Annotated in this window: 20 protein-coding genes; 16 read left to right on the top strand and 4 right to left on the bottom strand. The window is 62.1% G+C overall.

Features of this window, described 5'->3' with window-relative positions:
- Positions 1 to 253 precede the first annotated feature (253 nt).
- From ACJWXQ_RS00605 to map, 4 genes are all read right to left on the bottom strand, one after another.
- Positions 254 to 592, bottom strand: a complete 339-nt coding sequence (locus ACJWXQ_RS00605; RefSeq protein ID WP_346049510.1) for a GxxExxY protein — start codon at positions 590 to 592, stop codon at positions 254 to 256.
- Positions 593 to 723: 131 nt separating this feature from the next.
- Positions 724 to 1,926 (bottom strand): succinyldiaminopimelate transaminase, encoded by a 1,203-nt coding sequence (gene dapC / locus ACJWXQ_RS00600; protein ID WP_346049512.1) that lies wholly within the window; start codon positions 1,924 to 1,926, stop codon positions 724 to 726.
- A 41-nt stretch (positions 1,927 to 1,967) separates the two neighbouring features.
- Complete coding sequence (gene glnD / locus ACJWXQ_RS00595) at positions 1,968 to 4,655, bottom strand: [protein-PII] uridylyltransferase (protein ID WP_406671922.1); 2,688 nt, start codon at positions 4,653 to 4,655, stop codon at positions 1,968 to 1,970.
- Positions 4,645 to 5,415, bottom strand: coding sequence for a type I methionyl aminopeptidase (map, locus tag ACJWXQ_RS00590; RefSeq protein ID WP_346049590.1), 771 nt, complete (start codon positions 5,413 to 5,415; stop codon positions 4,645 to 4,647). The genes glnD and map overlap by 11 nt, the downstream gene beginning before the upstream one ends.
- 349 nt (positions 5,416 to 5,764) lie before the next feature.
- Between map and rpsB the strand changes: the two genes are divergently transcribed.
- The 16 genes from rpsB to dnaE all read left to right on the top strand — a co-directional run.
- On the top strand, positions 5,765 to 6,754 hold the full coding sequence (gene rpsB, locus ACJWXQ_RS00585) for a 30S ribosomal protein S2 (RefSeq protein WP_406671921.1): 990 nt from the start codon (positions 5,765 to 5,767) through the stop codon (positions 6,752 to 6,754).
- A 53-nt stretch (positions 6,755 to 6,807) separates the two neighbouring features.
- Positions 6,808 to 7,683 (top strand): translation elongation factor Ts, encoded by an 876-nt coding sequence (tsf, locus tag ACJWXQ_RS00580; protein WP_346049516.1) that lies wholly within the window; start codon positions 6,808 to 6,810, stop codon positions 7,681 to 7,683.
- 185 nt (positions 7,684 to 7,868) lie between these two features.
- A complete protein-coding gene (gene pyrH / locus ACJWXQ_RS00575) occupies positions 7,869 to 8,606 on the top strand; it encodes a UMP kinase (protein ID WP_346049518.1) in 738 nt (245 codons plus the stop codon).
- Positions 8,603 to 9,160: a ribosome recycling factor gene (gene frr, locus ACJWXQ_RS00570; RefSeq protein WP_346049520.1), complete on the top strand. Its 558-nt coding sequence runs from the start codon at positions 8,603 to 8,605 to the stop codon at positions 9,158 to 9,160. The genes pyrH and frr overlap by 4 nt, the downstream gene beginning before the upstream one ends.
- Positions 9,161 to 9,172: 12 nt before the next feature.
- Positions 9,173 to 9,931, top strand: coding sequence for a polyprenyl diphosphate synthase (uppS, locus tag ACJWXQ_RS00565; RefSeq protein WP_346049522.1), 759 nt, complete (start codon positions 9,173 to 9,175; stop codon positions 9,929 to 9,931).
- Entirely contained in the window at positions 9,924 to 10,715 is a 792-nt protein-coding gene (locus tag ACJWXQ_RS00560) for a phosphatidate cytidylyltransferase (RefSeq protein ID WP_346049524.1), read from the top strand. The genes uppS and ACJWXQ_RS00560 overlap by 8 nt, the downstream gene beginning before the upstream one ends.
- Positions 10,712 to 11,899, top strand: a complete 1,188-nt coding sequence (locus ACJWXQ_RS00555; RefSeq protein ID WP_346049526.1) for a 1-deoxy-D-xylulose-5-phosphate reductoisomerase — start codon at positions 10,712 to 10,714, stop codon at positions 11,897 to 11,899. The genes ACJWXQ_RS00560 and ACJWXQ_RS00555 overlap by 4 nt, the downstream gene beginning before the upstream one ends.
- On the top strand, positions 11,896 to 13,263 hold the full coding sequence (rseP, locus tag ACJWXQ_RS00550; protein WP_346049528.1) for an RIP metalloprotease RseP: 1,368 nt from the start codon (positions 11,896 to 11,898) through the stop codon (positions 13,261 to 13,263). The genes ACJWXQ_RS00555 and rseP overlap by 4 nt, the downstream gene beginning before the upstream one ends.
- Before the next feature lie 72 nt (positions 13,264 to 13,335).
- Positions 13,336 to 15,690 carry an outer membrane protein assembly factor BamA gene (gene bamA / locus ACJWXQ_RS00545; protein WP_346049530.1) on the top strand — a complete coding sequence of 785 codons (2,355 nt, stop codon included), beginning with the start codon at positions 13,336 to 13,338 and terminating at the stop codon, positions 15,688 to 15,690.
- Between the two features lie 83 nt (positions 15,691 to 15,773).
- On the top strand, positions 15,774 to 16,292 hold the full coding sequence (locus ACJWXQ_RS00540; protein WP_346049532.1) for an OmpH family outer membrane protein: 519 nt from the start codon (positions 15,774 to 15,776) through the stop codon (positions 16,290 to 16,292).
- A 13-nt stretch (positions 16,293 to 16,305) separates the two neighbouring features.
- A complete protein-coding gene (gene lpxD / locus ACJWXQ_RS00535; RefSeq protein WP_406671920.1) occupies positions 16,306 to 17,331 on the top strand; it encodes a UDP-3-O-(3-hydroxymyristoyl)glucosamine N-acyltransferase in 1,026 nt (341 codons plus the stop codon).
- Positions 17,325 to 17,783 (top strand): 3-hydroxyacyl-ACP dehydratase FabZ, encoded by a 459-nt coding sequence (fabZ, locus tag ACJWXQ_RS00530; RefSeq protein WP_406671923.1) that lies wholly within the window; start codon positions 17,325 to 17,327, stop codon positions 17,781 to 17,783. Before lpxD ends, fabZ begins: the two co-directional genes overlap by 7 nt.
- Positions 17,780 to 18,550 carry an acyl-ACP--UDP-N-acetylglucosamine O-acyltransferase gene (lpxA, locus tag ACJWXQ_RS00525; protein ID WP_346049536.1) on the top strand — a complete coding sequence of 257 codons (771 nt, stop codon included), beginning with the start codon at positions 17,780 to 17,782 and terminating at the stop codon, positions 18,548 to 18,550. Before fabZ ends, lpxA begins: the two co-directional genes overlap by 4 nt.
- A gap of 92 nt (positions 18,551 to 18,642) precedes the next feature.
- Complete coding sequence (lpxB, locus tag ACJWXQ_RS00520) at positions 18,643 to 19,797, top strand: lipid-A-disaccharide synthase (protein WP_346049538.1); 1,155 nt, start codon at positions 18,643 to 18,645, stop codon at positions 19,795 to 19,797.
- Positions 19,794 to 20,399, top strand: a complete 606-nt coding sequence (gene rnhB / locus ACJWXQ_RS00515) for a ribonuclease HII (protein WP_346049539.1) — start codon at positions 19,794 to 19,796, stop codon at positions 20,397 to 20,399. Before lpxB ends, rnhB begins: the two co-directional genes overlap by 4 nt.
- Positions 20,396 to 23,400: DNA polymerase III subunit alpha (gene dnaE, locus ACJWXQ_RS00510; RefSeq protein ID WP_406671919.1), on the top strand; the 3,005-nt coding region annotated here is incomplete at its 3' end. The genes rnhB and dnaE, both read left to right, overlap by 4 nt.

Below are 23,400 nucleotides of genomic sequence, written 5' to 3'. Positions count from 1 at the left end.
CTCAGCACCAACCCCTTGTGGGCCAACGGGATTTTCCCTCTCGTCTTCGTTGCTCCTCGCTCATGTAGCACAGCGGCTACACTACGCTCGTCGCGCCTCGCGAGAGGAAAAATCCCGTTGGCTGCGGGCGCGAATGAATTGATCAGAGGTTCCTTAGACACAGAGAACGCAGAGAATCCGCAGAGGAACACAGAGGTGTTCTATTTTATCAGTCTTTTGACGCCATCTAGGAGTCGCGGGACATTGAAGTTAATCAATATCCATAGGGGTGGCCTGATAATCTCAGGTAACTGAGCACCTGTGCAGTATGCACAGGCATCAGTTTTTCGACGCTCTTGAGCTCCAAAATCAGTTTGTTTTCTACAAGCAGGTCAATCCGGTATCCGGATTCAAGTGCTGTACCCTTGTAGTCCACAGGTAATTGTATCTGGCGAAAAAAATTCAGTTCGGCGCGCGAAAGCTCGTAAGCGAGTGCCTGTTCGTAAGCACTCTCAAGCAAGCCTGGCCCGAGCACACGATGCACCTCGATTGCGCATCCAATTACGCGCCTCGTTAGTGCATTATCCAGTACTGAATGAGCCTCCATGCTCATACCTCCAATATCCTCTGTGGCCCTCTGCGGATTCTCTGTGACCTCTGTGTAAAAAAATCAGTCTGAATGAAGCCTGCAGCCCCAATCAATCAGTGACTCGCCATCCGGGCTGTAGGCGCAATTCGATCAGCTCAGCTTCCTTTTGTTTCCAGCAGGCGGCGGATGCGATGGGCAGCGTCTGTGCATTCCTCCACGGTGGCGACCAGGGAAATGCGCAGGTGGCCCTTGCCGGGGTTGCCCTGGGCGGTGTCGCGGGAGAGGTAGGTACCGGGCAGGGCAGTGATGTGTTGCTCGGCGAAGAGATCCCGGGCAAAGGCTTCGTCATCACCACCGGGAACCTGGACCCAGAGATAGAAGCCGCCTTCGGGGCGACTGCAGGACAGCACCGGCTCAAGGATGGGCAACACCGCATCGAACTTGGCCCGGTAGGCGGCACGGTTCTGTTCCACGTGGGCATCGTCATCCCAGGCCGGGATGCTGGCCTGTTGAGCCGGCAGGGGCATGGCGCAGCCGTGGTAAGTGCGGTAAAGACGGAAGGGCTTGATGATGTCCGCATCACCAGCCACGAAGCCCGAGCGCAGGCCGGGCACATTGGAACGCTTGGACAGGCTGTGCATGACCAGACAGCGCTTGAAGTCATGGCGGCCGGTCTGTTCGCAGACTTCCAGCAGTCCCGGCGGCGGGGTGTCACCCAGGTAGATTTCCGAGTAACACTCGTCGGCGACGATCACGAAATCGTGGCGGTCGGCCAGTGCAGTGGCGTGCTTGAGATACTCGGGGCTCATGACCTTGCCGGTGGGGTTGCCGGGCGAGCACAGGAACAGCAATTGGCAGCGGTCCCAGTCTTCGGGGGACACGGCATCCAGGTCCGGCAGGTAATCGTTCTCGGCCGTGGTGTTGAGATAGATGGGCTCGGCACCGGCAAGCAGGGCCGCCCCCTCATAGATCTGATAGAAGGGGTTGGGCATCATCACGGCGGCACCCGGCTTGTCTTCCACCACTGCCTGGGTCAGGGCAAACAGGCCCTCTCGGGTACCGGTAAGGGGTAAGATGTGACGTTCGATATCCAGGCGCTGTTCCGGCAGCCCAAAACGCCGGCACAGCCAGCGGGCGATGGCGGCCCGCAGCTCGGGGATGCCGGGTGCCATGGGATAGGAGGCCAGGCCATCCAGGTGATCCTTCAAGGCCTCGATCACAAAGGCCGGTGGTTCGTGCTTGGGCTCGCCGATTGACAGGGCAATATGGGAAAGCCCCTTCGGGGGTTCAATGCCGGCCTTCAGGGTCGCCAGGCGTTCAAAGGGGTAGGGGTGCAGTTTGTCCAGATCGGGGTTCATGGGCTCCCTTTTAGTTCTCGATCGTAGTGACTTGAGTGAAATTAGAGCGAGGTCGAGTCAGCGCCGTCTTCAAGTTGCCGTTTCAGTGCCTGTTCCAGTTCCTGGCGTCGGGCTTCGCTGTCCAGGGGGCTGTCATCGGTTTCGGTAATGAAAAAGATGTCTTCCGCCTTTTCCCCCACCGTGGCCACCTTGGCATTCTGAAGCCGCACCCGGGCATCCAGCAGGGCGCCGGCAATGCGGGTCAGCAGGCCCGGGCGGTCGCCGGTGGTGATCTCCAGAATGGTGCGGTCGTTGCGTTCGTCGTCGGCGAAACTGATGCGGGTGGGGGTGGAAAACATGCGGTGCTGACGTGGCATGCGCCGACGAATATCCCGTGGGTCGCCGCCCAGGCGGCCGGCTTCCTGTTCCATCACCCTGAGAATCTCCCGGCCGCGTTCGGCGGATTCGATCTCTTCGCCGTCGGCTTCCAGCACCACCCAGGTGTAGAGGGTGCGTTCATCCCGCGTGGATACGATGCGGGCATCGAGCACGGTCAGGCCCAGCTGCTCAAGGGCGGCGGTACTGCGGGCGAAGGCCAGATCGTCCCGTGGGGAGCAGACGAAAACGGCGGTGCCGCCGCGCTCGGTCTCCCGCCGTACCTGCACCAGCGGCTTGCCGGAGTCACCATGTTCCAGCAGGGCGCGGGTATGCCACTGGATTTCCGAGGGCGAATGGCGGAGGAAATAATCTCCCGGCAGGGCGGACCAGATTCCCCTGACCGCCTCGGTGTTGATGCCGGCCGAATCCAGCTGCTCCAGGGTTTCGCGCTTGGTTTCGTTGATCAGCTCTTCGCGGGCCACCGGATTGACCAAGCCACGGCACAGGGCGCGGCTGGTGTTCTGGTAGAGCTCGCTGAACAGGCTGGCTTTCCAGGAATTCCAGAGCTCCGGATTGGTGGCGCGCACATCGGCCACGGTGAGGATGTAGAGATAGTCCAGATGCAGTTGATCGCCGACTTTCTCGGCAAACTCGTGGATGACTCTGGGGTCGCTGATGTCTTTCTTCTGGGCGGTGAGCGAGAGCAGCAGGTGTTGCCGGACGAGCCAGGACACCAGTCGGGCATCGTATTCGCTCAGGCCGTGGCGTTTGCAGAACCGCAGGGCATCGCTGGCACCCAGTTCGGAGTGATCCCCGCCGCGGCCCTTGGCGATATCGTGAAACAGGCCTGCCAGATAGGCCAGTTCCGGTTTCGGCAGACCGCGCATGACCCGGCTGCAGTCGGGGAATTCGTGATCAAAGCGGGACAGGGCGAAGCGGCGCAGATTGCTCAGCACGAACAGGGTGTGCTCGTCCACGGTGTAGGTATGAAAGAGGTCGAACTGCATCCGGCCGACGATCTTCCCGAACTCCGGGATATAACGGCCCAGCACCCCGTAGCTGTTCATGCGGCGGAACTCGTGGGTGACACCCTGTGGTTCGCGCAGGATGGCCATGAACAGGGCCTGGTTGTCCGGGTTGCGGCGGAAATCCTCGTTGATCAGATGGCAGTGCTGGCGCACCAGGCGAATGGTGCCGGCGCTGACCCCTTCGGCTTCCGGATGTTGTTGGAGCAGGTGAAACAGCTCCAGCAGGGCGCCGGGTTCGCGTCGGAAGACATCCCGGTCCACTACATCCAGGTAGCCGTTCTTGAGCTGGAAACGCTCGTTGATGGGCTGGATGCGGGGATCGCCCTCGAGCAGGATGGCTTCCTTGAACAGCTGCAGCAGCATTTCATTGAGACGGTTCAGCTCCATCACCGTGCGGTAGTAGCGCTGCATGGACTGTTCCACCGCCAGACTGTGCTCGCTGTCCTCGTAGCCCATGGTCTCGGCGAGGCGCAGCTGGTGATCGAACAGCAGCCGGTCCTCGTGGCGCCCGGTCATCTCATGCAGTAGCCAGCGGATACGCCAGAGAAAACCCTGGCCCTCCACCAGGCGCCGATGTTCCTCGCGGCTGAGAAAACCATAGGAGGCAAGGTCGGCCAGGGTGCGGGCACCGAAGTGGCGTTTGGCCACCCACCCGATCATCTGGATGTCCCTGAGACCGCCGGGGCTTTCCTTGATATTGGGTTCGAGCTTGTAGGCCGTGTCGTGGTACTTGGCGTGCCGGGTACGCTGTTCCTCGAGTTTGCGCTCAAAGAAGCTGCGGGAGGTCCAGAGCTCATCGGAGAATGCCAGTTCCTGCAGGGCCTCGAAGGTTTTTTTGGAGCCTGCGAGACGGCGGGCCTCGATCAGATTGGTGGCGGTGCTGATGTCTTCCCGGGCGGCCTGCCGGCATTCTTCCAGTGTTCTGACACTGTGGCCCACATCAGGGCCGATGTCCCAGATCTCGGTGAAGAACTGCTCCAGGGCCGCAGCACGGCGGTCATTCAGCTTCTCTTCGGCCAGCACCAGCAAGTCGATGTCCGAACAGGGATGCAGTTCGGCGCGGCCGTAGCCGCCAACCGCCGCCAGCACCAGGCCCCGGGTCCGGCCCAGATTGCGCCGCCAGAGGGCTCGGATGAGGGTATCCATCATCCGGCTGCGAGCGGCGACCAGGGCCGCGGCGGAGGCGCCGGCAGTCGCCAGCTCGCTCAGGCGGCTACTGCCATGCTTGTGAGCAGCGCGGAGATGCTGGGGCAGGGGGTCACGACCGGCGAGCAGCTCTGCCAGCCAGGCGTTGTCGAAACGCGGCGGGGTCGGGCGTCGCCGCCTGGGCGTTTCAGAGGTCATCCTCTTCCCGGCGCTTGGTCAGGACTTCAACACCGTCCGAGGTCACCAGCACGGTGTGCTCCCACTGGGCGGAAAGGGAGTGGTCCTTGGTCACCACCGTCCAGCCATCGGGCAGCAGCCGCGTAAAGCGCTTGCCGGCATTGATCATGGGCTCGATGGTGAAGGTCATGCCCTCCTGCAATTCCAGCCCGGTGTCGGGCTTGCCGTAATGCAGGACCTGTGGATCCTCGTGAAAGCCCCGGCCGATGCCGTGGCCGCAATACTCCCGGACCACGGAAAACCCGTGCCCTTCGGCGTATTTCTGGATGGCGTAACCGATATCCCCCAGGCGGGTGCCGGGGCGGACCAGGCGAATACCCTCCAGCATGGCCTCGCGGGCCACCCGGCTGATGCGATCAGCCTGGATCGAGGGCTTGCCCACGTAATACATCTTGGAGGTGTCGCCGTGGAAGCCATCCTTGATCACGGTGATGTCAATATTGACGATGTCGCCCTTCTTGAGCTTCTTCGGCCCTGGAATGCCGTGACAGACCACGTGATTGAGCGAGGTGCAGATGGATTTGGGAAAACCGTGATAATCCAGCGGAGCGGGGGTCGCCTTCTGCTCATTGACGATGTAGTCATGGCAAATCCTGTCCAGCTCCTCGGTGGTAACGCCGGGGCGAACGTGTTCCTCGATCATTTCGTGGACCTCCGCCGCCAGGCGGCCGGCCACGCGCATTTTCTCTTGTTCTTCCGGGGACTTGATGGTGACGGCCATGGTTTTCCGTGATTCTGTCTGTAGTGCGGCCCGGCGCCGGGTCTGGGCGATCGGGAATGGCAGCAGGCGGGCCAGGGCCCGCCAGACGCGGTTTTCCGGCGCCCGCACCCGGATCATGGGTGCCGGGTCGGGCGGCCAGGCGGGCTTGAAGCGGCGCAAACAGGCCCTTTCCGCGTTGTGCTGATATCCCGCCTATGGTATAAAGCGCGCCCACATTAAGCAATCCACACATGTGCCGACACATGCGGCTGGGTGCCTCGGTCGGCTCCATCTCCCCCGGGAGGTGGGCCACCGAGGTTGTCGTATGGGGCACATGGAGGCTCAACCCTTACAAAACGGAGAAGTGACTATGTCCAGCGTATCCATGCGTGACATGCTGGAAGCGGGTGTCCATTTTGGCCATCAGACCCGCTTCTGGAACCCGAAGATGAAGCCCTACATCTTTGGTGAGCGAAGCAAGATTCATATCATCAACCTGGAAAAGACCCTGCCGCTTTACCAGGACGCCATCAACTACGTGAGCAAGATCGCCGCCGACGGCGGTCGCGTCATGTTCGTGGGCACCAAGCGTGCCGCTCGCGAGACCATCCAGAAGGAAGCCGAGCGCTGTGGCATGCCCTTCGTCAGCCATCGCTGGCTGGGTGGCATGCTCACCAACTTCAACACCGTGCGCAATTCCATCAAGCGCCTGAAGGATCTTAAGGAGCAGGAAGAAGACGGCACCTTCAACGTCCTGGGCAAGAAGGAAGTGACCATGCTGCGCCGGGAGATGGACAAGCTTGAGCGCGGTTTTGGTGGCATCAAGGATATGCCCGGCCTGCCTGATGTGCTGTTCATCATTGATGTCGGCTTTGAAAAGATCGCCGTCAAGGAAGCCCGTAAGCTCGGTATTCCCATCGTGGCGGTGGTGGACACCAACAACGCCCCGGATGAGGTGGATTACGTCATCCCCGGCAACGACGACGCCATTCGCGCCATTCAGCTCTACACCCGTGGCATTGCCGATGCAGTGATCGACGGCAAGGCTTCCGTGCCGAGCATGGCCGAGGCTGCCGGCGACGACGAGTTCGTGGAGCTGGACGAGGAAGGCAAGCCCAAGGCTGCCCCTGCCGCCAAGAAGACCGCCAAGAAGGCTGCCAAGAAGAAGGCCGCGAAGAAGACCGCTGCCAAGGCCGACGAAGGCGAGTCCAAGGACGAGAGCGACGACCAGGCTGCGTCCAAGAAGACCGCCAAGAAGGCTGCCAAGAAGGCCACCAGGAAAGCGGCCAAGAAGACCGCTTCCAAGAAGAAGGCCACCAAGAAGGCTGCCAAGAAAAAGACGACTACCGCTTCCGAGTAATCAGTTGATTCTGATTGGAAGACAAGGGCAAACAGAATACGGAGAGTGGAACAATGGGTATTTCTGCATCTCAAGTTAAGGAGCTGCGGGAGCGCACCGGCGCCGGCATGATGGAATGCAAGAAGGCGCTGACCGAGACCGGCGGTGATATGGAAGCCGCTATCGAACACATGCGCAAGGCCGGCATGGCCAAGGCCGACAAGAAGGCCGGCCGAGTGGCTGCCGAAGGCCGCATCGTGGTCAAGAGTCAAGGTGGCCGTGCCGTCATCCTGGAAGTGAACTGCGAAACCGACTTCGTCGCTGGTGGCGATGATTTCAGTCAGTTCGCCGATCAGGTGGCTGAAACGATTCTCAAGGAGAGTCCGGCCGACGTCCCCGCCCTGGATCAGCTCAAGCTGGCCAGTGGTGAAACCGTGGACGAGGCCCGTCGCGCCTTGATTGCCAAGATTGGCGAGAACATGAGCGTGCGCCGTTTTCAGATCGTTGATGCCGGTGAGGGCCAGATCGCCCAGTACCTGCACGGCATGAAAATCGGCGTGGTCGTGGCCTATCAGGGTGGTGACGAGCAGCTGGGTCGTGACCTGGCCATGCACATTGCCGCCAGCAAGCCGATGTGCGTTTCCAAGGACGAGGTGCCGGCGGAGACCGTCGAGCACGAGAAGGGCATTCTCAAGGCCCAGGCCGAGGGTTCCGGCAAGCCTGCTGAAATCATCGAAAAGATGATCACTGGCCGCCTGAACAAGTGGTTGGGCGAGATCACCCTGCTGGGTCAGCCCTTCGTCAAGGATCCGGACACCAAGGTTGAGAAACTGCTCAAGTCCCAGGATGCCAGCGTCAAGGCATTCGTCCGCTTTGAAGTGGGCGAGGGCATTGAGAAGCAGGAAGACAACTTCGTCGAGGAAGTGATGGCCCAAGCCAAGGGCTCCTGATCCTTCCTGGCCCGCCCCGGTATGGCACCGGGGCGGGCAGGTCGGGCCCAGGTCCGGCTCGCTCTCCCCAGGGAGAGCCAATGCAACCTCTGGTCGGGTCCGGCGCGGGTCGGAACTGATCAGAGGTTTGTTGCAAGTGGGTGAAAGGCCCTTTAAAGATCGTCACGCAGCCAGGGGAAAATTGCATGTCCGAGCCGGAAATTCGTTACCGCCGCATTCTGCTGAAACTGAGTGGTGAGGCCCTCATGGGGGATGGCGATTATGGTATCGATCCGGCGGTTATCTCCCGCCTGGCCCAGGAGATCCGTGACGTGTCCCGGGCCGGCGTGGAAGTGGGCGTAGTCATCGGCGGTGGCAACATCTTCCGTGGTGCGGGCCTGGCCGATGCCGGCATGGACCGGGTGACGGGTGACCACATGGGCATGCTGGCCACGGTGATGAATGCCCTGGCCATGCAGGACGCACTGGAGCGTCTGGGTGTCTTTGCCCGCGTGATGTCGGCGATTCGAATCAATGAGGTCTGCGAAGACTATATCCGCCGCCGCGCGGTTCGCCATCTGGAAAAGGGCAGGGTGGTGATCTTTGCTGCCGGCACCGGAAACCCCTTCTTTACCACCGATTCCGCCGCCAGTCTGCGGGCCATCGAGGTTAGCGCGGATGTGCTGCTCAAGGCCACCAAGGTGGACGGTGTCTATGACGCAGACCCCAAGACCAATCCCCAGGCAGTCCGTTACGCCCATCTGAGTTATGATCGTGTGATTGCAGACAAGCTCAATGTCATGGACGCCACGGCGATCGTGATGTGTCGGGATAACGGTTTGCCGGTGCGGGTCTTTGATGTCTTTGAACCCGGCAACCTCATGCGTATTCTGCGTGGCGGTAGTGAAATCGGCACGCTGGTGGACAATGGAGAATCAGCATGATTGAAGACCTTAAGAAAGACGCTTCCGAGCGGATGAAAAAGAGTGTCTCCTCCCTGCGCGAGGAGCTTTCCCGCATGCGCACCGGTCGCGCCAATACCAGTCTGCTGGAGCCCATCAAGGTGGACTATTACGGCGCGCCCACGCCCATCAATCAGGTCGCCAACGTGGCGGTTGAAGATGCTCGCACGCTGGCTGTCACACCCTGGGAAAAAGACATGGTTCCCAAGGTGGAGAAGGCCATCATGAGTGCCAACCTGGGCCTGTCGCCGGTAACGGCGGGCAGTGTCATTCGTGTTCCCTTGCCGCCCCTGACCGAGGAACGGCGTCGGGATATGATTCGCCTGGCCAAGGGTGAGGCGGAGAATGCCCGTGTGGCCATTCGCAATATTCGTCGGGATATCCTCAGTGACGTCAAGGAACTGCTGAAGGAAAAGGAAATCACCGAGGATGACGATCGCAAGGCCCAGGAAGAGATCCAGAAAGTGACCGACAAGTTCGTGGGCGAAGTGGACGCCGTCGTGGCCGAGAAGGAAAAGGAGCTGCTGGAGGTCTGATCCAGCTGACTCATGTCGGAAGTGGAAGGTGACAGAGACGGTAAGGGGGTCTTGCCCCGCCATATTGCCATTATCATGGATGGCAATGGGCGGTGGGCGAAAGAGCGTGGGCAGGCTCGCCACAAGGGGCATCAGGCCGGTGCGGAAGCGGCCCGGGAGGTGATTGCCACCGCCGGTGAGCTGGGCGTTCCCGTGCTGTCCCTGTTCGCTTTCAGTAGTGAGAACTGGTCGCGACCGGCGACTGAAGTCAATCGACTCATGGATCTGTTTCGGCGGGCCCTTAAACAGGCCCTGCCAAAACTTCATGAAAACGGTGTCCGTGTCCGCTTTCTTGGTGACCGGCGCCGTTTCCCCGAGGACCTCCAGACCCGCATGGCCGAAGCCGAGGCGCTGACAGCGGATAATCAGAGCCTCACTCTGAATATCTGCGCCGGCTACGGTGGGCGCTGGGATATTCTGGAATCCTGTCGGCGCTTGGCTCGGGATGTGGCCGCAGGGAAGTTGAATCCCGAGGACATTGATGAGTCAGGCTTTGCCGCCGGCTTGTCCCTGGCCGACGTGCCGGCGCCCGATCTGTTCATCCGCACCGGCGGTGAGCGGCGGCTGAGTAATTTCTTCCTCTGGGACCTGGCCTATACCGAGCTGTATTTCTCCGAGCGCCTGTGGCCGGATTTCGGTGGCGATGCCCTGCGTGAAGCGGTCACGGATTTTGGCGAACGGGAACGACGTTTTGGGCGAGTGGCCGACAATGAAGGAGAGGCCAGTGCTTAGGCAGCGAATCATAACCGCCCTGGTGGTCGGGCCTCTGGCCATTGCAGCCATCTTCTTTCTGCCCAATCTCTGGTTCGGGGTCGTGCTGGCGGCAGTCGTCGGCCTTGCCGGGGAGGAATGGGCCGCGCTGGCGTCTCCGGAACAGCGTGGACTGGCGGTGGCCTATGCGGCGCTGGTCGCGGGGCTATCTCTGTTGTTGCAGTGGCAGGGTCTGGCCCAGTGGGCGGTGTGGCTAGTTCTGCCGGTCTGGTTGCTGGGCCTGGCCTGGCTGTGTCTGCCGACCCGCCGACCGCCGGCGTTGTCAAAACTGTTATTCGGCCTGCTCGTGCTGCTTGGAGCCTGGAGCGCCCTGTTTCTGCTCCATGGCGAGCCGCTCGGTGCCTGGTTGTTGCTGACACTCTTCGGCCTGGTCTGGGGCGCTGATGTGGGGGCCTATTTTGCCGGCAAGGCCTTTGGTCGCCACAAGTTGGCGCCGCGAGTGAGTCCCGGCAAGACCTGGGAAGGGGTGGCCGGCGGCCTCCTGCTGGCGGCCCTGGTGGCCGTTGTCGCTGCCTGGTGGTTGAACATCGAGCGGCTGGGTCCCTTCGTCTTCCTTGCCTTGCTGACCGCGGGTCTGTCGGTGACCGGCGATCTGATTGAGTCCATGCTCAAGCGCCAGGCGGGCGCCAAGGACAGCGGTTGGATTCTCCCCGGGCATGGCGGCATTCTCGACCGGGTGGACAGTCTGCTGATCGCGGCGCCGATCTTCCTGGTGGGCCTGATGCTGCTGGGAGAGCCGGCGTGAGACAGGTCGCGGTGCTCGGCTCCACGGGCTCGGTAGGGCGCAGCACCCTGGATGTGCTGGCCCGTCATCCCGATTATTTTCAGGCGGTGGCGCTCAGTGCCAACCGGAATCACCGGGAATTGCTGGCACAGTGCCTGGCCCATCGGCCGGCGGTCGCTGTTCTGGTGGAATCGGATGGTGCGGCTGAACTGGAACGGGGGCTTCGAGCCGCCGGTCTGGAGACCCGGGTGGCCACCGGTGCTGCCGCCCTGGATGAAGTGGCGGCGATGGATTCGGTGGACACGGTCATGGCCGCCATTGTCGGCGCCGCTGGCCTCATGTCCACGCTGGCCGCCGTACGCGCCGGCAAGCGGGTTCTGGTGGCCAACAAGGAGCCACTGGTGATGTGCGGTGATCTGCTCATGGCGGCGGTTCGTCAGTCCGGCGCCGAGCTGCTGCCCATCGACAGTGAGCACAATGCCATTTTTCAATGCATGCCGGGCGGTTACCGCTGCGGTGAAGCCGTGTCGGGCCTGCGCTCGGTGATGTTGACCGCCTCCGGTGGTCCTTTTCGGCAATGGGATGCGGCCGCCATTCGGGCGGCGACCCCCGAGCAGGCCTGCAAGCACCCGAACTGGAGCATGGGTCGAAAGATCTCGGTGGATTCGGCCAGCATGATGAACAAGGGCCTGGAATTAATTGAGGCTTGCCGCCTGTTTCAGTTGGAACCTGACCGGATCCGGGTGGTCATTCATCCGGAGAGCGTCATTCATTCCATGGTGGAGTATGAAGACGGCTCGGTGATCGCCCAGCTCGGCCAGCCGGACATGCGCACCCCCATTGCCAGCGGCTTGTCCTGGCCGGATCGAATCGACGCCGGTGTAGAGGCCCTGGATCCCGTGAAACTGGCCAGCCTGCATTTTGAAGCCCCCGACCGGAACCGCTTCCCAGCCCTGGGTCTGGCGGAGGCGGCTGCCCGTGCCGGTGGCGGCATGCCCGTGGTGCTTAACGCCGCCAATGAAGTGGCCGTGGCGGATTTTCTGGCCGGCCGCCGCGATTTCCCCTCCATCCCGGCCCGGGTGTCGGCGGCCATGGATGCCTTCGCCGGCGTGGCCGGCGGGGATCTGGAGTCTGTTCTGGCCCTGGATGGAGAGGTTCGTGCCTGGATGGGGGCTGACCCAGGGGCAGTGGAGAGCCGGCCGTGAGTATCTTGATCGCCATCGCCGGCTTTGTTCTCGCCGTCGGCATCCTGGTGACCGTGCATGAGTTCGGTCATTATCTCGCCGCCCGCCTTTGCGGGGTCAAGGTCCTGCGATTCTCGGTGGGCTTTGGTCGCCCCATCTTCCAGCGTCGCCTGGGGGCCGACCAAACGGAGTATCAGCTCGGTGCCCTGCCGCTCGGCGGCTACGTCAAAATGCTGGATGAGCGCGAGGATGAAGTCAGCGAGGCCGATCGGGCGCGCAGCTTCAATCGCCAGTCTGTCTCGCGCCGAGCGGTGATTGTCCTGGCGGGCCCCGCCTTCAATTTTCTTTTCGCCATTCTTGCCTATTGGGCCATATTTGTCGCCGGCATTCCCGGGCTCAAGCCGGTGATCGGCCAGGTGGCCGACGACACCCCCGCCGCCGAGGCCGGCATCCACGGCGACGACGAGATCGTTGCCGTCAATGGCCGACGTACCCCCACCTGGCGCACCGCCAGTATCGAGCTGCTGGATGGGATCCTGGATGACCGACCGATTGAACTCACCGTGCTTCGGGGCGGTAGCGAGTACGATCTGACCCTTTCGGTGGACCCTGAGCGCCGCCGGGCACTAACCGAGCCGGGCGCCTTGCTGGACGGACTCGGCCTGCGCCCCTGGTTCGAGGCCTTGCCCCCGGTTATTGGTGAACTGGCTGACGACGGCGCCGCTGCCGGGTCGGGGCTGCAAAGGGGCGACCGAATCCTGACCGTTGATGGGGAAAGGCTTGAAACCTGGCAGCTTTTCCGCGAGGCTGTCACCGCCCGACCGGAGGAACGGCTCGCTGTCGAGTTGGAACGTGACGGTCGGCGCATGACCATTGAACTGGTCCCGGCGGAGGTGGAAACCGACGATGGGCGAGAGGGCAGGATTGGCGCGGCCCCCCACGTCCCCGAGGACCTGATCGATCGCATGCGCAGCGAGGAGCGCTACGGGCCGGTGACGGCTCTGGGCATGGGTGTGGTCAATACCGGCGAAATGACCCGGCTGACCCTGCGCATGCTGACGCGGATGATTACTGGTGAGGTTTCGGTCCGAAATCTGAGCGGGCCAATCAATATTGCCCATTATGCGGGTGTCACTGTGAGCTCGGGACTGGTATCTTTCCTGGGTTTTCTCGCCATCGTCAGTATCAGTCTCGGGATTGTGAATTTATTGCCGATTCCGGTCCTCGACGGTGGCCATCTGGTCTATCTGGGCATCGAGGCGACAACACGCCGACCGGTCCCCGAATCCATGCTGGCCGCGGGCCAGATGATCGGGTTGGCCATGATCGCGGCGCTGATTGCCTTTGCGCTCTATAACGACCTGATGCGCCTATTCGTGGATTGAGTCCGTGCGGCGGAGTGGGTTTGGTAACCACTCCACGGGCGGTCATTTTGTTTCTGAAGACGAGGTAGGATCTTGAAAGCCGGTCAAAAATTGCTGTTTGGATGGATACTGGCCCTGCTCATGCTGCCCGCCGTGGCGCATTCGCAGGCTGAACCCTTCGTCGTTGAGGATATCCGCCTGGAAGGCCTCCAGCGCATTTCCGAGGGTACGGTGCTGACCTATTTGCCCATTGAGGTGGGTGACAGGGTGGATCGGATGGCCGTGCGCGGTGCCATTCAGGAACTCTACGATACCGGTTTCTTCGATAATGTCATTCTGGAACGGGATGACAACACCCTGGTGGTTCGGGTGGAGGAACGCCCAACCATTGCACGCCTGGAGATCAGCGGTAACCGGCAGATCGAGACCGAGATGCTGCGTCGCGCCATGCGCGAAGAGGGCATTGATGAAGGCCGGGTGCTGAACGAATTGCTGGTCGACCAACTGGAGCAGGAACTGTATCGGACCTATTACGCCCAGGGCCGTTACGGCGTATCCATTACCCCGGTGGTGCGTGACCTGGGCTCCAATCAGGTCGAGCTGAGGATCGAGATCAAGGAAGGACGGGTCGCCAATATCCGACAGATCAATATCGTCGGTAACGAGGCCTTTGAGGATGACCGCTTGTTGCGGCAACTGGAGCTGCGCCCTTCCGGCTGGCGCACGATTTTCTCCTCCCGCGACCAGTATTCCCGAGAGAAGGTCGGGGGTGACCTGGAAACCTTGCGCTCTTTCTACATGGACCGGGGTTATGCCGATTTTGCTGTGGAGTCCGTTCAGGTATCCATTGGTCCTGACAGGGAAGACGTTTTTCTCACCATCAATGTCCATGAAGGGGATGTCTACACCATCCGTGACATTGAGATGCTGGGTGAATTCCCGGTCCCCGAGGAGCAGCTGCGGCCCTTCATTCAGGTCAATGCCGGGGATACCTTCAACCTGGCACGGGCCGAGCGCAGTGCCGAGTTCATCGAGCAACGTCTCGGTGCGGCCGGTTACGCCCATGCCGAAGTGACGCCGGTGCCGGAATTGCATGATGATGCGCGTGAAGTCTCCATGCTCTTCTTCGTGGAGCCTGGTGAGAGGATTTACGTTCGAGAAATCCGCGTCACGGGCAGCGAGTCCACCGACGATCAGGTCTATCGCCGGGAGCTGCGGCAGTTCGAGCGCGCACCACTGTCCAATGTGGACGTGAATCGCTCCCGGGTCCGTCTGCAACGCCTTCCCTTCGTGGAGCGCGTGGACATCGAGGAAGTCCCATCGCCGGATGCCAGTGATGAAGTAGACCTGGAAATCAATGTTCAGGAACGAAACTTTGGCCAATTCCAGGTGGGCGTGGGTTATGGCGGCTTCGCCGGTCTGTCGGCCAATGTGGCGGTCCAGAACAACAACCTCTTCGGCCTTGGCCACCAGGGGACGCTGGACCTGCAATCCAACCAGCTGGGTGAATTTCTCAACCTGAGCCACACGGATCCCTACGCCAGCCAGGATGGTGTCTCGCGGACCATTGGCGGCTTCTATTCCAGTCAGTCTCTGTTCGCTCAGGGGCAGTCTCCGGTGTCCACCACCAGTACGGGGATGAACCTGCGTTATGGGCTGCCGATTTCCGAGTTTGATTCCATTCGTTATGGCTTCAGTGTTCGCCGCAGTGAGTTTGTGGAATCTTCGGGTACCTCGGATGAGTTCCGGGAGTTCATTCAGACTCATGGTCAACAGTTCGAGCGGGGTGGCTTCAGCGGCTCCCGCATGGATTCGGCCGAGCTGAACCTGGGTTGGGTGCGGGATACCCGTAATCGCGCCCTGTTCGCCGACCGGGGTATTCGCCGGGTCCTCAGCCTGGATGTGGCCGTGCCGGGGCTGGATCTCGAGTACTGGATGTTGCGTCTGCGTCAGGACAGTTTCTTGCGCCTTGCGGATGACTGGACCCTGCGGGTCAACGCTGAAGTGGCCTACGGCGAGCCCTATGGCGATGACACCTTCCAGTTGCCGCCCTTCAAGCAGGTATTTGCGGGTGGCCCCACCTCGGTGCGTGGCTACCGGCCGGCCCGACTGGGCCCGGTGGATTCCCGCGGCCGGCCTTACGGCGGGACGGTACTGGCCAACGTTCAGAATGAGCTGATCCTGCCCAATTTCTTTGCCGACGAAGACAGTCCGGGGCAGCAGGCTCAATATCGCTTCTTCCTGTTTTATGATGCGGGCTATGTCTGGGACGACATCGATGCGGTGGACGCCAGTGATCTGCGGCTCTCCGCCGGTATCGGTGCAACCTGGCTGACCCCAATGGGCCTGATGCGTTTCAGTCTGGCCCGTCCGATCAACGTCCGCGACGAGGACGATGCCCGGAATATCGTTGACCGCTTCCAGATCGATCTGGGCGGGGGCTTTTAAGCCACTCGGGGCTCGGCCCTCGCAGTGGTACACTGGACGACTAACTGCTGGATATTGACCATTTTGGTGGGAGTGTTTTGAAGATGAAGAAGATGACCGTGCGTTTGACCTTTGTACTGGCCATGGCCCTGGCTCCCATGGTCGCCCTGGCCGATGTCAGCGTCGGATATGTGGACGTGGGCCGGGTCATGGAGCAGTCGCCCCAGGCCCAGAACCTGTCCCAGCAGTTGCAGCGCGAGTTCGAGCCTGCGCAAAGCGAGATGCGTGAGTATCAGAGCCGCGCTCAGGAGCTGCAGAACCGCCTGGAGCGTGACGCCGATGTGATGAGTGAAGATGAGCGACGGGATATCGAGCGCGAAGTGCGCGACATCCAGCGCACCCTTCAGCGGATGCAGAGCGATCTGGCCGAAGATTTCAATGCCCGTCGCAACGAGGCCCTCGGTAGCTTGCAGCGTCTGATCATGAGCGAAGTTCAGACCTATGCTCGCGACAACGGCCTTGATCTGGTGGTGGGCGAGGGGGTTTTTTACGCCTCCAGCCAGGTTGATATCACCGACGCCGTGCTTGAACGGCTGCGCCGCCGGGCCGAGAACGACGGCTGATCCGGGGTACCTCTTGACCCTGGGTGAATTGGCCGAGGCGCTCGGCCTTCAGCTTGAAGGTGACCCGGCCCGGCGGATTGAATCGGTTGCCACGATTCAGTCCGCCGGGCCGGGCGAGCTTTGCTTTCTCGCCAACGACCGTTACCGTCAGCATCTGCGCTCCACTCGTGCCGGTGCGGTCATACTCCATGCCAGGGACGCCGCGGATTGTCCCGTGGCGGCCCTTCTGAGTGACAACCCCTATGCCGACTATGCCCGGGCGGCCGCTTTGCTGCATCCGGCGGGCAAGGCCGAGGCGGGAATCAGTTCCTCGGCCAGCGTCGATCCCGGAGCCACCCTCGGGGAAGGCGTGCATGTGGGTGCTGGTGCCGTCGTTGGCGCCGGCGTTGAGCTGGCCGATGGCGTGGAGATCGGTCCCGGCTGCGTGGTCGCCGGGCCCAGCCGGATCGGTGCCGGCAGCCGTTTGCGCCCTAGGGTGGTAATCGAGCCGGGCGTGACGATAGGGCGGGATTGCCTGATCCATGCCGGTGTGGTGATCGGTGCGGATGGCTTCGGCTTTGCGCCGGATGGCGATGACTGGGTGAAAGTCCCCCAGCTTGGCGGCGTGCGGATTGGTGACCGGGTCGAACTCGGTGCCGCGACCACGGTGGATCGGGGCGCTATTGAAGACACGGTCATTGGCGACGGTGTCAAGCTGGATAACCAGGTTCAGGTCGCCCACAATGTGCAGATTGGTGCCAATACCGTCATTGCAGGCTGCACTGCCATCGCCGGCAGCAGCAAGATTGGCCGCTCCTGCATGATTGCCGGAGGGGTCGGAATTGCCGGTCATCTGACGATTGCCGATGGCGCAGTCGTAACGGCCATGACTCTGGTGAGCCGGGATATTCGTGAGCCCGGCATCTACTCCGGGAGTCTGCCCATGGATGACGGTGCCAGTTGGCGCAAGAACAGTGCACGCTTCCGCAAGCTGGATGACCTGGCTCGCCGGGTCGCCCGATTGGAGCGGGAGCTCAAAGACAAGGGAGAAAAATCGTGACTGCCCCCATTTCCATGGATGTTCATCGAATCAAGCACCTCCTGCCGCATCGCTATCCTTTCCTGCTCGTGGACAAGGTAGTTGAGTGCGTGCCCGGAGAGTCCATTCGGGCGGTGAAGAATGTGTCCGTCAATGAACCTTATTTCCCCGGGCATTTTCCGCAGCGGGCGGTGATGCCTGGCGTGTTGATCCTGGAAGCGCTGGCTCAGGCGTCGGGCCTGTTGGCCTTCGAGACTCAGGGTGAGGCACCGGACAACATGCTGTTCTATTTCGTCGGGATTGATAAGGCCCGCTTCAAGCGCGTGGTGGAGCCGGGTGACCAGCTCATGCTTCATGCCAGTATTATTCGCACCAGCCGTGGCATGTGGAAGTTTGACTGCCGTGCCGAGGTTGACGGGGAACTGGCGGCCAGCGCGGAGGTGATGTGCGCGGCGCGGGAGATTGAGGAATGATCGATTCACGGGCGGTTATCGATCCGGGTGCCGAAATTGATGAAGGGGTCGAGATTGGCCCCTTCTCGATCATCGGCAAGGATGTGAAGATCGGTAAAGGCACCGTGGTCGGTCCGCATGTGGTGATCAAGGGGCCAACCACCATTGGCCGGGATAACCATTTCTACCAGTTTTGCTCCATTGGCGAAGTACCCCAGGACAAGGGCTTCAACCATGAGCCCACGCGCCTGGAAATTGGCGATGGCAACACTTTCCGTGAGTGCTGCACCGTCAACCGGGCGACCATCAAGGACGACTGGGTTACCGCCATTGGTGACGATAACTGGATCATGGCCTATGTCCATATCGCCCATGACTGCAAGGTGGGCAGTCACACCATCATGGCCAATGCGGCCACCCTGGCCGGGCATGTTCACATCGGCGACTATGCCGTCCTTGGGGGCTTCAGCAAGATTCACCAGTTCTGCCGTGTCGGCGAGCATGCCTTCTGTGCCATGGACGCGGGTGTGACCCGCGATGTGCCGCCGTACCTGACGGTTTCCGGCATGCCGGCGGACCCCCATGGCCTCAATGCCGTCGGTCTGCGCCGGCGCGGCTTTACTCGCGAGCAATTGCAATCAATCCGCCACGCCTATCGCGTGCTGTATCGCTCCGGTCTTCGTCTCGAAGAGGCGCTGGGCAATCTTGAGGCCCTGGCGGAAAGCTCGGCGGAAGTGGCCAAGATGGTCGACTTTATTCGCGATACCAGCCGGAGTATCGTGCGCTGAATTGCTGCTTCCCTGCTGACCAGGGGTCGTTCTGATTCGCCCGGTTCAATGTCGGGCGCCTATTGTCTGTCTCCAGTCCCGGGGGTAGGAAAATGAGCCTTAGAGTAGCCCTGATTGCTGGAGAAGCCTCCGGCGACCAACTGGGCGCTGGCCTGATGCGCGCCCTGCGCAAGCTGGAACCGGATGTCTCCTTCGAGGCCGTGGCCGGCCCTCGCATGCGAATGATCGGTTGCCGAGAGATCGGCGATATCGAAGAGCTCTCGGTCATGGGTCTGTCCGAGGTGGTGAAGGAACTGCCACGGCTGATTCGTCTGCGTCGTGAGCTGGCGGATTATTTGATTGAAGATGAACCCGACGTGGTAATCGGCATCGACGCGCCGGACTTCAATCTGGGCCTGGAGAAGCGGGTACGCAAGGCCGGCATCCCCACGGTCCATTATGTTAGCCCCACCGTCTGGGCCTGGCGTGCCGGCCGGGTCAAGACAGTGGCCCAGGCGGCGGATCTGCTCCTGTGTCTCTTCCCCTTTGAACCGGATTGCTACCGGGGCCAGAATCTCAAAGCGGTGTTTGCCGGTCACCCCCTGGCCGTCGAGATTCCGGGGCGGGCGGATCGGGCCGAGGCGCGCCGATTCCTCAAGCTGCCCGAGAAGGGCCCGGTGGTGGCGCTGCTGCCGGGCAGCCGTAGTGGTGAGGTATCACGGCTGGGGCCGGTTTTTCTCGATACCGCGATGAAGCTGAAGGCGGAACGCCCGGAACTGGAATTCGTGATGCCGGTTCCCGGGGACAAGGTGGAAGCCCAGTTGGCGGCGCTACCGCAATGGAATCGCCTGGAATTTCCCGTGCGGATTGTCCGCTCCCAGCCCCGGGAGTGCATGGCGGCGGCGGATGTGGTGCTGGCCGCTTCGGGAACCGCCACCATGGAAGCCATGTTGCTGGAAAGGCCCACGGTGGTGGCCTATAAGGTCAGCTCATTGACCCACACCCTGGTCAAGACCTTTCGCCTGCTCAAAACGCCCCATGTGGCCATGCCCAATGTCCTCGCCGGGGAAATGCTGATGCCCGAGTATCTTCAGTCCAGGGCCCGACCGGCCAGGCTGGCCGCGGCGGTGGGGGAGTTGCTGGATGATCCCGATCGGCGCGAGGCCCTGTCCCGGCGTTTCGCCGAACTGGCCGGTGAGTTGCGCAGTGCGGGTCCGGAGCAGGCAGCCAAAGCGGTACTGGAGCTGGTCAAGCGGAATCGGTCATGAAGCAAGCCGGTCTGGACCTGATCAATCGAGGGCGAATCGCCGGCGTGGACGAAGTGGGCCGTGGCCCCCTGGCCGGTCCGGTGGTCGCCGCCGCCGTGATCCTTGATCCCGACCATCCCATCGAAGGGCTTGCCGACTCCAAGAAGCTCAGCGAGAAACGTCGTGAGGCCCTGGCCCTGGAGATTCGGGCCAGGGCGCTGGCCGTCTCCATCGTTTACCTGGATGCCGCCGAAGTGGATCGCCTCAACATCGGTCGCGCGTCTCTTGAGGCCATGACCCAGGCGGTGAGTCGGCTGGATCCCTTGCCCACGGCGGCGGTGGTGGACGGCAATCAGCTGCCCCGGCTGCCTGTGCCGGGGGAAGCCATCGTCGGTGGTGATGGCAGCCACCCGGCCATCAGTGCCGCCTCCATCATTGCCAAGGTGGACCGGGATCGCTGGATGCGGGAAGCCGATCAGCGCTATCCTGAGTATGGCTTCGCCGGGCACAAGGGTTATGGCACCGCGGCCCACCTCCGGGCCCTGGCCGAACACGGGCCCTGTGAGATTCACCGGCGCAGTTTTTCGCCCGTTCGTCGCGCCTTGTCAGAGGTGTCCCAATGACCGCCAGCTTTGTGCATCTCAGGGTCCACACCGAGTACTCCCTGGTGGACAGTGTCATCCGGGTAGCGGGTCTGACCTCGGCCGTGGCCGAGCGGGCGATGCCGGCGGTGGCGATGACCGACGAGTCCAACCTCTTCGCCCTGGTCAAGTTTTACCGTGCCGCCGAATCCGCCGGGATCAAGCCCATTCTGGGGGCGGATCTGTGGCTCGACGAGCCGGGCGACCGGGACCAGCCCAGCCGGATTACCCTGCTGTGTCGGAATCACAAGGGCTACGGCAATCTGACCCGTCTGATTACCCGTGCCTATGTGGAGGGCCAGCATCGGGGCAAGCCCCTGGTCCATCGGGGGTGGCTGGACCGGGAGAGCTGCGATGGTCTGATCGCGCTCTCGGGCGCCCGTGAGGGGGATCTGGGTCGCGCCCTGTTATCGGGGCGGACTCCACAGGCCATGGAAATCCTGGACTGGTGGCGGGAGCGTTTCCCGGACAGCTATTACCTGGAGCTGGTGCGCACCGGCCGGGAAGGGGAGGAAGACTATCTCCACGCCGCGGTGGAGCTGGCGGCCAATACCGGCACCCCCGTGGTGGCCACCAACGATGTGCGTTTCCTGAACGAGTCGGATTTCGAGGCCCATGAGGCTCGGGTCTGCATCCAGGAAGGCCGCACCCTGGATGACCCCCGGCGGCCCCGCCGCTATTCCCGCCAACAGTACCTGCGCAGTCCCGAGGAGATGGCCGAGCTGTTCGCGGACATCCCCGAGGCCCTGGAGAACAGCGTCGAGATTGCCCGCCGCTGCACCGTGGAAATCGAACTGGGCAAGAACGACCTGCCCGACTTTCCCATCCCGGAAGGTCATACCGCGGAAAGCTATCTGCGCGAGGAATCGGTCCGTGGCCTGGAAGAACGGCTCAAACAGATCTTTCCCCCGGGCACCGAAGACCTGGAAGCCAAGATCCGGCCCTACTACGAACGCCTCGACCGGGAGCTCGAGGTCATCAATTCCATGGATTTTCCCGGCTACTTTCTGGTGGTGGCCGATTTCATCCAATGGGCCAAGGACAACGATGTGCCGGTGGGGCCGGGGCGTGGTTCCGGGGCGGGGTCCCTGGTGGCATACGCGCTCAAGATCACCGACCTGGACCCGCTTGAATTCGATCTGCTGTTCGAGCGCTTCCTCAATCCCGAGCGTGTCTCCATGCCCGACTTCGATGTGGACTTTTGCATGGAAGGTCGCGATCGGGTCATCGAGTATGTGGCGGACAAGTACGGGCGCGAGAAGGTCTCCCAGATCATCACCTACGGCAGCATGGCCGCGCGCGCGGTGGTCAGGGACGTGGGCCGTGTTTTCGGCCATGGCTACAGCTATGTGGACCGGATCGCCAAGCTGATCCCCTTCGAAGTGGGCATGACCCTGGAACGGGCGCTGGAGGAAGAGGAAGAGCTGCGCCAGAACTACGAGGAAGACGAAGAGGTCCGCAATCTCATCGACCGGGCCCTGTCCCTGGAAGGCATGGCCCGAAATGCGGGCAAGCATGCCGGGGGCGTGGTCATCGCGCCTTCCGTGCTGACCGATTACACCCCGCTTTATGTGGAACCGGGCGGTGGCAACCCGGTGACCCAGTTGGACAAGGACGATGTGGAATCCGCCGGCCTGGTGAAATTCGACTTTCTCGGGCTTCGCACCCTGACCATCATCGATCGGGCGGTGCAGATCGCCGATGAGCAGCGCAAGCGGAAAGGGGAGGCGCCCCTGGATGTTGCCGCCCTGCCCATGGATGACCGGCCCACCTTCGATCTGCTCAAGGCCTGCGGGACCACCGCGGTGTTCCAGTTGGAAAGTCGCGGCATGAAGGACCTGATCCGGCGCCTGCAGCCGGACAATTTCGAAGACATCATCGCCCTGGTGGCCCTGTTCCGCCCCGGCCCCCTGCAGTCCGGCATGGTGGATGATTTCATCAACCGTAAGCATGGCCGGGCGGAAGTCACCTATCCCCATCCGGACCTGGAGCCCATCCTCGAGCCCACCTACGGCGTCATCCTGTATCAGGAGCAGGTGATGCAGATTGCCCAGGTGCTGTCCGGCTACACCCTGGGCGGCGCGGACCTCCTGCGCCGCGCCATGGGCAAGAAGAAAGTCGAGGAGATGGCCCGCCAGCGCAAGGTCTTCGTGGATGGCGCCGCCGAGCGGGGCGTGGAGCCCAAGACCGCGGAATATATCTTCGACCTGGTGGAGAAGTTTGCCGGCTACGGCTTCAACAAATCCCATTCCGCCGCCTATGCCCTGCTGTCCTACCAGACCGCCTGGCTCAAGGCTCATTACCCGGCCGCCTTCATGGCCGCGACGCTGTCGGCCGATATGGACCACACCGACAAGGTGGTGGTCCTGATCGACGAATGTCGCAACATGGACCTGACGGTCCATCCCCCGGATGTGAACGCATCCGACAATGCCTTCACCGTCAATGAGGCCGGCGAGATACAGTACGGCCTGGGTGCAGTCAAGGGCGTGGGTCGCTCGGCGATCGATGTGGTGCTGGCTGAACGCCGGGACAAGGGGCCCTTCCGGGATCTGCAGGACCTTTGTCGCCGGGTGGACCTGCAGAAGGTCAACCGGCGCGTGCTCGAAGCCCTCATTCGCGCTGGCGCCATGGACAGCCTTGGCCCCAACCGCGCCAGCCTGATGGCGGCGCTGCCGGAATGCCTGCATCGGGCGGAACAGGACCGCCGGGCCCGCGAGGCGGGGCAGAACGACATGTTTGGCCTCTCGGAGCCTGCCCCCGAGTCGGCCCCGGAAAGCACGGCCATCGCGGAAATCCCCGAATGGGAAGAACCGGACCGGCTCGCGGCGGAGAAGGAAACCCTGGGCCTTTACCTCACCGGCCACCCTATCCGTCAGTTCGAGGAAGAGCTGGAACAGATTGTCACTGCCCGCATCGGCAAGCTGATCGAGGCCGAGCCTGACACCGACAGTGGCTACGGCCGCCGCCGCCAGCGCTTCGT

Source organism: Natronospira sp. (assembly GCF_007134575.1).
Lineage (GTDB): Bacteria > Pseudomonadota > Gammaproteobacteria > Natronospirales > Natronospiraceae > Natronospira > Natronospira elongata.
Note: the sequence above shows the minus strand (reverse complement) of the source record. Positions and strands in the feature narration are given on the sequence as shown.